Consider the following 13,183-nt stretch of genomic DNA (forward strand, 5'->3'; position numbering starts at 1 on the left):
AAATTAACCATTTGATTGGTTAATTTTATAAATATATTTTGTTACATAATCAAAACTAATGGCTCTTATCACGATGTCTTCCAAAACAATGCCTTTAATAGTTCTACTTTATTGCTCACTGTCACAGGCTTCCACTATTGAGAACGATGAACTCTTGCTGAAATCATTGATTGGACGAGGCGTTATCTGCTCTGGCTTAACCTATGAGGACAATCAAGAAGCTTTGCGTGTTTATCTCAACGCTAAAAAAGTGAAGGGCACTCCGTTTGATTCAAAAAATAGAAAAGAGACAACTAATACAAAAGAAATAGAACGTATAAAAGAGATAGAAAATACGAAACATACCACAAACACACGTCAGTTAAATATAACACCACAAGAGTGTATTAGGCCAAACTCGGACAACAGATCCGAATAAGGCAAGTTGATACTGATATCGACATGGAAATATAAAAAGGAAATACAATGAAAATGATGAGAAAAACATTGTTGGCTTCAGCAATGCTTGCTCTATTTAGCGTCAGTAGTTATGCAAAGACACCTATTGATTTAGGCGTGGTTAATGAAGACAAGCTAATTGAAATGCTAATAAGACAAGGCTTAGTTGATCAAGACGCAACCGATGTAGCAAAACACGATGCGCTCGACCGTTATTTAAAGAATAAGATCAATTCTGGTTTTAAAGGTGATGCCCAATTCGGTAAAAAAGCGCTAGAACAACGAGCGAAGATACTGAAAGCCATCGAGAAAGGATCTGGTGTTAAAAAGGCGAGCGTCTTTGCTTTGGAAGTCGGCACCAAGCGTACAGATAAAGTACTCGCTCTACTGGTTGATTTTCCTGATTTAAACTGGGACGACAACAAACTGACTGAAGAACATACTCAGATGTTGTACGCGAGCTACAATCCAAATCATTATCAAGAATTGTTGTTTTCAAATTCTGGCTACATCGGACCTAATGGCGAGAACCTAATCTCAATGCGTCAATATTACCAAAGCGAATCAGGTGATAGTTACAGCGTTGCAGGTCAAGCGGTAGGTTGGTACCGCGCTTCTAAGCCTGCGTCATTCTATGGTGGCAACTCCCCTACCACCGACAACGACTTAAACGCACAGGAACTGGTTCGTGAAGCGCTTAATCAACTGGCGCAAGACCCAAGTATCAACCTTGCCGATTACGACATTGAAGATCGTTACGATTACGACGGTGACGGAAACTTCCGCGAACCCGATGGTGTGATAGATCATCTAATGGTGTTCCATGCATCGGTAGGCGAAGAAGCTGGTGGCGGCGTATTAGGCCGTGATGCAATTTGGTCTCACCGCTTTAATCTTGGCCAAGCTCATATTCTTAGTGGCACCTCAAGTTCCCTCCCTCACCGCTTTGGTGGTCAATACGCCGCGTTCGATTACACTATTCAGCCGATTGATGCTGCAGCCGGGGTTTGTGCTCACGAATACGGCCACGATTTAGGCTTACCTGATGAGTATGACACTCAATACACAGGCAAAGGTGAACCGGTTTCCTATTGGTCAATCATGTCTTCAGGCAGTTGGGCTGGTCAAATTGGTGGTACACAACCAACGGCATTCAGCTCTTGGGCAAAACACTTCCTACAAAAATCGATTGGCGGACGTTGGATTAACGACGACCAGATCTCAATTGATGACCTAGAAGACAACCCACAAGTTTATACGTTGTTCCAAACAACGGATAACAACCGTCCGAACATGATTAAGGTCGATCTTCCTGAAAAGCAAATTGAAAGTCTGAAACCCTTTGAGGGAGAGTATTCGTTCCACTCTCAAAAAGGCGATGACCTGAAAAATAACATGACTCGCAAGTTGGTGATTCCAGCGGGTGAATCTGCGCTGCTGTCTTTCAAAACTTGGTACGAGATTGAAAAAGACTACGACTTTGCGCGGGTACTCGTGAATGGACAAGCCATCGCAGGCAACATCACCTCAATGGATGACCCATACAATACTGGCCTCGTTCCTGCTATTGGGGGCGAATCTGGCGGGTGGATTGACGCTGAGTTTGACGTTTCACAATGGGTAGGCCAAGAAGTAGAACTGTCATTCGAGTACATCACCGATGGTGGCTTGGCGATGGAAGGCTTCTATCTGGATAACCTCAGTGTTGTCGTTGATGGTGAAGTCACCTCAATAGACGATGGTGAAAGCAACTCCACCTTCGCCCTAAATGGCTACAAGCTGAGTAATGGATTCCACCAAGCGCAACACTACTACCTGCTGCAATGGCGTAGCCACATGAACGTTGATGAAGGTCTAGCCAACATCAAACGCATGGGTCAACTGATCTCATTCGAACCGGGCCTCATTATTTGGTACGTCGATGAAGCTCTCACCGATAACTGGGTAGGCAAACACCCAGGCGAAGGTTGGCTAGGTGTGGTGGATGCAGATCAAAATGCCATGGCATGGGCGAATTCAGGAGAAGTCGCTCAAACTCGATTCCAAGTGCGTGATGCTGCATTCTCACTGAGTGATCAAGCACCAATGCGCCTCGTCAATGGAGATAACGACGTACTAGAAGACACCAACTTAGTTGGAACTGCCAACTTCTCAGATACTGAAGACTACGCATCACCTCAAGCACCAGACTCAGGGCGTAAGTTAACAGAGTTTGGCCTTGAAATTGAAATACTCAACCAAGGTGAAAACAACGAATATGGTGTGGTGCGTTTATCTAAAGTAAACCAACACAACGTCGCCCCTACTGCAAACTTCGAGGTCGATGTTACTGGCCGGAACGTTTCTGCACGTAACTTCAGTTCTGATCAAGACGGTGAAATCACCAATTATCTATGGGACTTTGGAAACAGTACAACAAGCAACGAAGTGACACCAACTTGGTCTTACGAGCAAGCCGGTGAATACACGGTAAGCTTGACCGTTGTCGACGACAAAGGCGCTACCGATTCGTTTAGCTCATTAGTGGTTGTTGAGTCTCCAAATGCTCTTCCAGAAGCGAGAGCGAAGTACATACACTTGGGGCGTTGGGTAACCATGTGGTCTACAAGTTCAGACAGCGATGGTCGTATTGTTGATACCAAGTGGACACTTCCAAACGGAAAGGTGAAACGTGGTCGCACATTCACGTCAATCTTCCCTTCATACGGAAAGCACGAGGTGACACTGAAGATAATCGATGACCAAGGTGGGATTACGACTAAGACAATTTTAGTCGACCTGTAAATCACAGCAGGTTTTTAAACCCAATAATAGCGATGTGGACTCTACCATATCGACTTGAAAGCAAACTTAAGTACTGTTGTCACAGGAGATAAGCCACGACAGCAGTTTTAAGAAAACGTGATTATTTAAGCCGTAAGCAAAGCCCTACCAAATGGTAGGGCTTTTTATTAGTCTGTATTTCAATCTAACAAGATTCGTACTACCTATAATAAGCTTGAATTAATTGGAGGCTTGGAGGCTTGGAGGCTCAGAAAATCATCATACTGGCTGTTTTTGAACACGCGATTTACGCGCGCTAAAAGCGAACAGCAAGATCACAGCTAATACGAAGGGTAATACGTAGATATTAAGGTTCTGCCACCCTGCTGTTGATTCTAGCCAACCAGAAAGCATCGCTGTGATAGTCACACAACCAAAGACAACAAATTCATTGAATGCTTGAGCCTTGGCTTTGTTTTGCGATTGGTAAGACTGACTAAACAAGCCTGTTGCCGCGATAAACATGAAGTTCCAACCTACACCTAGCACGACCAAGGCCGCTCTGAAGTGCCAGATAGATTCGCCATGAATGTTAATCGCAATACAGACAACGAACAGAATCCCGCCCGCCAAGATCATCATTCTTGAGCCAAACTTCTCGATAAGCGATCCGGTAAAGAATGCAGGTACAAACATCCCCAGAACATGCCACTCAATCACGCCAGCCGCCTTGGTAAAATCAAAACCACAGCCAATCATTGCCAACGGTGTTGCTGTCATTAGGATATTCATCACCGCATAAGCGACCATTGCAGCAAAAACTGCTCCAATAAAGTTCGGTGCTTTAACGATCACACCTAAAGGATCAGCTTTGGGAGCCTGACTATTAAAAGAGACTCTTGGAAATTGAATGGTTTGTAAGATAAGCAACGCAAGAATGTTCAATCCAATCAACGAAGCAAAAGCACCAATATACAAGCCATCTTGCGACCATTGTTGCGACATAATCGCCAAGTTAGGCCCTAACACGGCAGCAAGAACGCCACCTGCCATTGATATAGAAATCGCACGATGGCGAGCATTTTCATCGCATACTTCGATAGCAGCGAAACGATAAAGCGTGCCAAAACCTATACCTATCCCAAGCAAAAATGTGGCGAAGCAAAACAGATAAAAGTGTTGTTGAGATAACGCGTAAGTTGCAAGACTTGCCCCTGTAATACCGACTACGTTGCCAATACTAAACCCTCGTTTTCGTCCTAACTTACCTGAAATTAAAGACGCGGGAATAGTGGCCGCCATTAAACCTAAAAACTGTAAAGCAACGGGTAAAGTAATCATGCTGACACTAGGGGCGATCTGTTTACCTATCAAACCAATCACCGAGATCAGTAATATATTACCCGTCATCAATAAGGCCTGACACAGTGATAGCAGCCAAACGTTTCTATTCATCTTCATTCCCAAATACGATCGTAGTCGGCCAATAAACCAAACATTCAACAAAGTCGCAACACTTTGTTACTCAATAAATAGATTAACGTCCGTATCTAGCCAAAAACACATATCGTTCGCTTTACACTAGCTTGCTTTGATTTCCATAGAAGTGTCTTTTTGAGGTTGAAATTATCATTACTTAATAGAATAATAATTTTTCGTTATTCATGTTGATTTTAATTTTGCTATTCACAGGTTTGGGGATTTGGAAATGAGTATGATTAATCCGCTTTGGCTAAACACGTTTAAGACTCTGGTTGAAGTAGGTCATTTTACCCAAACGGCCGAAAAGCTGTATATGACGCAGCCCGGAGTTAGCCAACATATCAAAAAGCTAGAGCAAGTGTGTGATTGTGACCTTTTATCGAGGGAAAATAAGAGCTTCGAACTTACCGAGCAAGGTCGCATTATGTATCGCTATGCTCTCAAACTGGAAAAAGACCAAGAAGATCTTTTCGAGTCTTTGAATTTTGATAACCCTTATTCAGGGCAATGCAACCTTTCGTGCTCTGGCTCTTTATCTCTGCGCCTTTATCCAAAGCTTCTTGAATTGCAGCAACAGCATAGAGAATTAAGCATTAACCTAGAAGCAGCTCCCAACAAGAAAATATTAAATGACTTACTTGAGGGCACGACAGATATCGGCATCGTGAGACATTCTCCAAACGACAGTTATTATCAAAGCCAAGTCATCGGTAAAGAAGCGTTGTGTTTAATCGTCCATCAAAGCCATGCAGGTTTAGAGATAACACCAAAAGTGTTGGATGACATTGGATTAATTGCGCACCCAGACTCTGCCCATTATCTGTCTTTGTATTTCGACTTATGCGGAGACAAAGATTTGGCGAATATCAACATCAACGAAATACCAAAGTCTGGCTACATCAATCAACTTCATCAAATATTGCTACCAGTATCAAAAGGATTAGGCTTTACGGTACTGCCCGCCGGTGCTGTTGAACACTTCCCAGGCAGAGATAAGCTGTACGTTGTACCACCAAAGGTAAAGGTAGAAGAAACGCTGTATTTGGTTCAGAAGAGGAACCGAAAACTGCCACACAGATACGATACTGTCATTGATCTAATCAAACAAAATGTCCGTGATTAGGTGTGTTTGCCGATTTGATTAGACCATTTTACCGTATTGTAGCTGTTTACTGCATTTAATCTTTAACTGCATTTGACCTTTAGCTTCATCGGTTCCTCCAACATTATTGGCCCCTAAACTAAAACAGTTAAAAGGGCCAATTTTTTGAGTACTGATGTGATTTAACACAAATTATGTGATTATTGAAAAGTTCGGATTACGTCAGTCGCCCGCTCGAAATCATACCCATCCAGCGCACGTTGCACCTCTTTAAGCTCGGCAGAACTTGGATACAAAACAAGTAACTCAGACACATATTGCGCAGCTTCGTTGTCGTAGGCTTCAAGTAGACTGAGCAACTTCACTCTTTGCTTCTCTGTCACCGTTGACGACAAAGCTCCTAGATTAACCGCTTCAACTACTTGTGATTTATCAAATTGACTTTCAATAGCCTTAATGAGCTCGAGCAAACCATGTTTACCTTCTTGAAGATCAAACTCATGACACTCCTTCGCATGGGCTTTCGCCTCTAAATCACTTAGCAAGCCTGCTAAACGTACTCCACCAATCGATGCTGCCATACTTTTCAAGGTATGTAGGCTACGCTCTAAATTCACCCATTCACCTTTCTCATGACTCTCAAAGGCCTCTGCCATGATCTTTGGTGCACTATTGTCGAACTTTCTAAGCAGCTTATCTTGGAGTTCAACGTCGGATTGAGTGAGTTGCTCAAAGCGCTGTTTTGAGAATACAGGAGATTCTTCAGAGTTCTCATCAATGGAATGGTCATCGTTCTCCGCTGAGCTCACCACTTGATCCGTTAAAGGTGCAGCTTTTCCTTCAACCATAACCTCAGGCACAATGTACTTAATAAGCAAAGAGCTCGCTTCATCAATGATTATCGGCTTATCTAGGAAATCTGTTACCCCTGCGTCTCTTGCTCTCTGTTTGGCATCAGCGAACACATTAGCCGACATCGCAATGATAGGAACTTGCATGTCAAACTCTCGAATTTTCCGTGTCGCTCCAAAGCCATCCATAACTGGCATTTGAAGATCCATTAAAATGACTTCGTAATCATTATTTTTGGCTAGTGAAACGGCCTCTTGACCATTTTCGGCCAAATCTGCGTTTAGCTTGAAACGATCCAAGAACGCCAATGCCAAGTCTTGATTCAGTTCATTATCTTCAACCAAAAGTACCCTTTGCCCTTTAAATTCAACATGGTAATCAAGTTTTAATTCTTGGGACTTAAATTGCTCAAGTTCTTGTGCATTCGATTTAAGTAACGTGATAGGGAAAGAGAATTCACTGCCGTTACCCAACACGCTCTCGACTGAAATTTTACTGCCCATAGCATGCACGAGTTTCTGACTAATATTCAAACCTAAACCAGTACCACCAAATTTTCGGGTCGTGGTGCTGTCAGCTTGACTAAATGCTTGAAAGAGCTTGTGTCGATTCTCTTCTGATATCCCGATTCCCGAATCGGATATACTGATCTTCATACTCACGCTGTGATCGTTAGACTCCAGTAGAACAGCGGTTAATGTCACATGTCCAAACTCTGTGAATTTAATGGCATTACCAATAAGGTTAAGAATGACTTGAAAGAGCCTTAACGGGTCGCCGAGCATTGGACTGTTTAACTCTGGGTCAACAGACATCGATAGGTTAAGTTGCTTTTCTGACGCCTTAGACTCCATCAGTTCTATGACATCTTTAAAGGTCACCATAGGGTTAAATGGGATGCTATCAATGAATAGCTGCCCCGCTTCTATTTTAGAAAAATCGAGGATATCGTTAATGATACTTAACAGTGAATGTCCTGAACGATGCACTTTCTCGATATAATTTCGAGCAACAGGATTAGATATTTCGCCAATAGCCAAATAAGACAAACCGATAATCGCGTTCATCGGTGTTCTGATCTCATGGCTCATGTTAGCTAAGAAATCAGATTTAGCTTGGCTAGCCAGATCGGCTCTCTCTTTCTCTTCTTCAAGTTGCTCATTTAGGCGCTTCATTTCAGAGATATCAAAAGCCCAAAATAGAGTCGCGACTTCCCCATCAAGTTCAAATAGGTAATAGCTCACAAGCGCGACAAAGCGGCCTCCATCAAACTTTCTCAGCACTAACTCCCGGTTGACTACTTTACCGTTAAGATCTAGCTCTTTGTCAAACGCATCACGATCAGACAAAGAGTCATAAACAACTTCAACATCGATAGAAGAGAGTTCTTTTCGTCCCACCCCAAATAGGCGTTTGGCCGTATCATTTGCATAACGCACTTGGTCATCAACAATGACACTCGCCGCGATAGGCGAAGTATTCAGGATGTTGTATAGTTGATCTTGTGCTTTGCGAAGTGCTTCGGTCGCGTTATTGGCAATAGTGATTTGTTTGGATAGCTTTCTATTCCAAAATACAATCAGCAACACTATCACGATCGAGAATACCGATATGGTATAAACCAGTTGGTAATCAATTTTTTCAATCGCTTTAGGTGCCGCCCATTTAGCTGATATTTTTTGATGATCTTCAGCCGATATATTTTCAATCGCTTTATTCATAATTGACAACAATAACGGCTCAGACTTTATGACATGAAATGTTGGTGACAAGAAAAAATCTAATCGCCCAATGATCCCAATACCTCGGTAACCAAACGAATCGATCAAGTAATTAAGCACGTCGACAGTGTCAATAATTCCATCGAGCTCACCAGACTCAACTCGCTCCAACCCTTTTCTCGTAAAATCGACAAGCTCCCATTCAATATTTGGGTAACTTTCCACAATAGCTTCAGTATTGGCACCATTTGCTAATATTCCAAGCTTCCATCCATAAGCTTCTTCCAGCACAAGACTATTAATATCTCGGTGTGAAGCTATAGCAAGACGGCTAGAAAATAGCGCTTTTGCTGGTTTTACATTTTCACCTAACGAGCGGTTCTCGACAGCAGCAGACACTAGATGAACCTGACGGTGATCAACAAGTCTGCGAGTTTCTTGCCAGTTTTCAACATCAACATGACTCAATCGTAACCCAGTTTTTTGTTCAATTAACGTCAGGTAATCATCAATCATTCCAATATATTCATCCTTACTAGACAAGGCTTCATAAGGTAATGAATTGGGGTCGATACCTACTTTTAGTTCGGGATGGTTCTTGATCCATTGACGCTCTTTTTGGCTGAGATTTAGAAGCTCACCAGTCAAGTTGTTTGATTGATAGACACCGGCGATATAACGCTGTGCTCCTTCTCCAAACGATTCAAATTGTTCAATGGAAGGGAAATATACATAATTTCTTTCGACGGAACTAACATCAAAGTAAAACGTCATGAACCCTGCATTAACACTTCCTGTTTGCGTTTTATAGCCAGCGCCTTTAGTCACAGATGATAATTTGGAGGTGTTTTTTTTGTTCAGTGAGGAATCTAGATCTTCGCCTAAATACCAAGACTCAATAGGCCTTTTGTTGTTATCTGCTTGTGCGGAAATCACTCTAAAAGTATGCTCAGCATCGAATATATCGAAGATCCTAGGGAGCTCTTCAAAGCGGTCATTCACAATAAAATAAGCCGATATTTGAGCAATGATGTCGGCCTTCCTAAGTACTGGAGTAAGATCATTCCTAACTTGAGTTTCAAGTATCTGCTCAAACTCGTCATTAGTTTGCTTTAGATGTTTAATCGCTTCATTGAAGCTGTCTCTTAGCTTAGCTGATCTAAAATCCACATAAATCGGATAGTTGACTTTAAAATCTTCATGTAGTTCGATTTCACGCATCTCAATGAAACGGGTATTCATGACAAACCACCTCAGCACCCGTTTCTCAACCATTAATAGATCGACGTTTTGTGCACGTAGCTGAGAAAATGCAGATTCTAGGCTGTCGATATCCTCAAGGCTACCGATACTGACTTTGTTTCTCAGTATCTCAACGGAGTTTTTTATTGGCGAAGTATCATCAAATAGCAAAGCACCCAGCGATAAATTTTCGGCAGAGTTGAGGTTCAAGTTGCGCCTTTTTAGCGAAATAGGTACAAACTCAACATCCATGATTTTATCACTCAAAAAATGTACTGAAGCCCCATCAGCCTGTATTCCTGAAACAAACGATATCGAACTATTATTATCAATAGCCTGGTTGGCTGCGCTACGAGGAAGAGTGACAACGTCACCAAGTCGATATCCCATGTTGTTGAGCGCGCGCTGCATAATGTCATGCTCAATCCCTACAGATGTACTTTCTGGGTACATGTAAGGAGGGTTACCAAATCCAAACACACCTTTTACTGGAGTGCGATAGGGCGAATCTTTTAACCAGTGCGATAAAATCCGGTTTTTCTTCCCAATATCAAATGTTGCGATTTGTTGGTTTAACAAAGCAAGCAGTTTGGCGTCCCTAGTTCGAACAACCATTGAAGCTTCTATGTATTTCCAGCGTTCGAGAACGTAATTAACCGCTAAACTGTATACGCCGCTCTTGTGAGCGAGATCTAGCGTAGTGACTGGCTCAGCAAGCATGCCATCGACTGAGCCTTCTTCCAGAGCACGAATAGCATCAATAGCAGTATCAAATTGAACTCTTTCGATCGAGCTGAGTTGTACTCCTGACTTTTCTAGATCGATACTATTTCGCACCATGGCGATACGACGCTTATCAGATTGCTCGATGTTATTATTAGTAGGATCGTCGGTAGGGAGAATCACCGCGATTTGGTAGGGAATATAAGGGCTAGTAGCGAGAAATCGACCACCTTCGCTTGGGTCGAATTGCTGGAAAGGAAAAACATCGCCACGCCCATCAAGTAGGACCTGCTTTGCTTCGGAATGAGAGTTCACACTTATAAAGTTCGTTTCAATTCCATAATTGAGTTCAAACTCTTTCGCCCAATCTCGAATAATACCGGATACCTCACCTTCATCATCGATAAATGAATAAGGATAATGACTGGAAAGCGCGATAAAGGTCACTGTTGGTTTGCTTTCTAACCACTGGGTTAAATCATCTTCACTGACGCTTTCAGCATAAGCATGTGGTAAACCAACGATCAGAAGCGATAAGCTTGAAATGAGAATAAAACACTGATTAATCCATATAATAAAGCGCTTATTCATCTTTGAACTTCTCTTTAATCGCTAGTATCTCGGGCAAGTTGACGAGAAACAAATCGACTATTGTCGGGTCAAAGTGTTTGCCTTTCTGCTCCGTAATTAGAGCAAGCGCCTCTTCAACACTCCACGCTTTTTTGTAAGGTCTTTCAGCCGTCAGAGCATCAAACACGTCAGCAACAGCCGCAATCCGACCAACTAAAGGAATAGCTTCACCCGCGATCTGATTTGGATAACCGCTGCCATCCCATTTTTCATGGTGATACTGCGCCACTTGGGTTGCCATTCGCATCAACTTTGAATCGCTTTGTCTACCTAGTATCTCAACACCATACTCAACGTGCTTTTGCATGGTAGCCCATTCATCAGCATCCAACTTACCGGGCTTCAATAACACACTATCAGGAATGCCGATTTTCCCAATATCATGCATCGGCGCCGCATCACGGAGAGTCTCTGCATCTTCGTCTGTCATGCCTAAGGCTTTAGCTAATACTTCACAATAATGACTCATGCGCATGACGTGCATACCAGTTTCATTATCTTTAAATTCAGCCGCTCTACCCAATATGTTCAGGGTTTCTAGCTTACCGAGATTGATCTCTTGAGTTTTCTCTTTTACCTGACTAAACAACGCGCGTTGTTGGTCATAAAGTGTAATGTGAGTCTTAACCCGCTGAAGTGCAATAGCTGGTGTGATGGGTTTGGTAAGGTAATCTACAGCCCCCAAAGCCAATCCTTTTACCTCCGCTTCGGGCCCAATTTTAGCGGTCACGAATATGATAGGAATATGGGCAGTATTCGGTTGTGATTTTAACTGTTGGCACACCTCATATCCGTCAATATCAGGCATCATAATATCAAGAAGAATGAGATCGGGTTGCGGTACCATTTTCGCAATTTTAATACCAATGGTACCGTTAATTGCTACTTTGACTTGATAGATATCTTTGAGTATTGCAGTTAACACATCCAAATTACTTGGGGTGTCATCTACGACTAACACTATAGGTTTCCGACTCATTGATACCTCGTATAAAAATCAAACAGTTATAACCATAGTGTAGATGGCTTTTCACACCTCTCAACACGAAAATGACAAATGTTTGTTAAAAATGAAGGATAGATCTTCGACTAACATCAAACTAGCGATGAGTAGGTCTTGATGTCAAAAACTCGACTGGATTTATTATGCAACTTACAGCGTAACACTCTGATACTCTGATACTCTGATACTCTCAAAGTATATGGTTAAACATATCTTGGTACTGAGGAGTGTGTTAATGGGTCTAACACCGTACCACGCACTGTAAAGGATCAACCTGGGTCACTTTATCAACAGTCGCAAGAAGCTCATCTTAGAAGATGACGAAGTTACAAGGCGTTAAAATTACAAGAAGCTTAAATTGTAAGAAGATAAAGCAGCAAACGCGCAAAGAAGCTTGGAGAATAAAAAAGAGCTCCTCATATGGGAGCTCTTTTCCTTTTTGTATCTAGGAACTAATAGGCCTAACGACCAGAGTAATACATACAGATTCGAACACCATCGAACTCACAAATCTCAAATGGGATCTCGTAAATCGACTCCATCACTGATTTTTCAACCACTTCCGCAACCTTACCTGACTTAACCACTTTTCCTTTCTTCATCGCGACAATGTTATCTGAATAGCAAGACGCGAAGTTGATGTCGTGAATCACGATCACTACTGCTTTATTGAACTCATGCGCTAAACGACGCAACGTCTGCATGATTTCAACAGAGTGTTTAATATCAAGATTGTTCAGTGGTTCATCTAGGAACACATAATCCGTATCTTGTGCCACAACCATCGCGATAAACGCCATTTGACGCTGACCACCACTCAACTCATCAAGGTATTTGTTTTGGATATCGGTAATGCCAAGGTGTTCGAGCGCTGTATCGACGATCTTATGATCTTCGTCTTTCAAGCGACCTTGGGAATGCGGAAAACGCCCAAAACAGACCAACTCACGAATCGTAAATCGCATATTGATGTTGTTTGATTGTCTTAACACGGCAAGGTGCTTCGCTAACTCTTTGGTATCCCACTCAGCCAGTAACTTATCGCCAATAACCACTTCACCCGCGTCACTGTCTGTTAAGCGACTCGCCATTGAAAGCAGCGTACTTTTACCCGCACCATTTGGGCCAATGATAGAAGTTACTTCGCCTTTCGGGAACATGGCACTGGCATCATCCACCACAAGTGTCTTGCCATACGTCTTACTTAAACCTGTTAATTTAATCACT

At 42.4% G+C, this 13,183-nt stretch carries 7 protein-coding genes; 3 read left to right on the forward strand and 4 right to left on the reverse strand.

Translation table 11 applies throughout. The annotated features are described in order from the left end of the window. The first annotated feature begins 73 nt into the window (after positions 1–73). Together ACFI6G_RS08910 and ACFI6G_RS08915 are read left to right on the forward strand one after the other, a co-directional pair. Positions 74–418, forward strand: coding sequence for a hypothetical protein (locus tag ACFI6G_RS08910; protein ID WP_010430452.1), 345 nt, complete (start codon positions 74–76; stop codon positions 416–418). A 47-nt stretch (positions 419–465) separates the two neighbouring features. Continuing rightward, positions 466–3,222, forward strand: coding sequence for an immune inhibitor A domain-containing protein (locus ACFI6G_RS08915; RefSeq protein WP_462710245.1), 2,757 nt, complete (start codon positions 466–468; stop codon positions 3,220–3,222). A gap of 258 nt (positions 3,223–3,480) precedes the next feature. Here ACFI6G_RS08915 and ACFI6G_RS08920 read toward each other — a convergent pair whose 3' ends face one another. Next, positions 3,481–4,656, reverse strand: a complete 1,176-nt coding sequence (locus ACFI6G_RS08920; RefSeq protein ID WP_010430460.1) for an MFS transporter — start codon at positions 4,654–4,656, stop codon at positions 3,481–3,483. A 259-nt stretch (positions 4,657–4,915) separates the two neighbouring features. Here ACFI6G_RS08920 and ACFI6G_RS08925 point away from each other — a divergent pair, with 259 nt between their 5' ends. Continuing rightward, on the forward strand, positions 4,916–5,806 hold the full coding sequence (locus ACFI6G_RS08925; RefSeq protein ID WP_016768313.1) for a LysR family transcriptional regulator: 891 nt from the start codon (positions 4,916–4,918) through the stop codon (positions 5,804–5,806). Between the two features lie 179 nt (positions 5,807–5,985). Here the strand turns inward: ACFI6G_RS08925 and ACFI6G_RS08930 are convergent, their stop codons facing one another. The 3 genes from ACFI6G_RS08930 to ACFI6G_RS08940 form a co-directional block, all read right to left on the reverse strand. Next, a complete protein-coding gene (locus tag ACFI6G_RS08930) occupies positions 5,986–10,914 on the reverse strand; it encodes an ATP-binding protein (protein WP_462710246.1) in 4,929 nt (1,642 codons plus the stop codon). Then, a complete protein-coding gene (locus tag ACFI6G_RS08935; protein ID WP_010430468.1) occupies positions 10,907–11,932 on the reverse strand; it encodes an HD-GYP domain-containing protein in 1,026 nt (341 codons plus the stop codon). The genes ACFI6G_RS08930 and ACFI6G_RS08935 overlap by 8 nt, the downstream gene beginning before the upstream one ends. Before the next feature lie 485 nt (positions 11,933–12,417). Then, positions 12,418–13,182 (reverse strand): iron ABC transporter ATP-binding protein, encoded by a 765-nt coding sequence (locus tag ACFI6G_RS08940; RefSeq protein ID WP_462710247.1) that lies wholly within the window; start codon positions 13,180–13,182, stop codon positions 12,418–12,420. Position 13,183: the final 1 nt, after the last annotated feature.

It is taken from the genome of Vibrio sp. PSi01 (assembly GCF_054960695.1).

Coding starts and splice junctions, on each gene's coding strand:
- ACFI6G_RS08910 (WP_010430452.1), top strand. CDS start 74: ATGTCTTCCAAAACAATGCCTTTAATAGTTCTACTTTATTGCTCACTG.
- ACFI6G_RS08915 (WP_462710245.1), top strand. CDS start 466: ATGAAAATGATGAGAAAAACATTGTTGGCTTCAGCAATGCTTGCTCTA.
- ACFI6G_RS08920 (WP_010430460.1), bottom strand. CDS start 4,656: ATGAATAGAAACGTTTGGCTGCTATCACTGTGTCAGGCCTTATTGATG.
- ACFI6G_RS08925 (WP_016768313.1), top strand. CDS start 4,916: ATGATTAATCCGCTTTGGCTAAACACGTTTAAGACTCTGGTTGAAGTA.
- ACFI6G_RS08930 (WP_462710246.1), bottom strand. CDS start 10,914: ATGAATAAGCGCTTTATTATATGGATTAATCAGTGTTTTATTCTCATT.
- ACFI6G_RS08935 (WP_010430468.1), bottom strand. CDS start 11,932: ATGAGTCGGAAACCTATAGTGTTAGTCGTAGATGACACCCCAAGTAAT.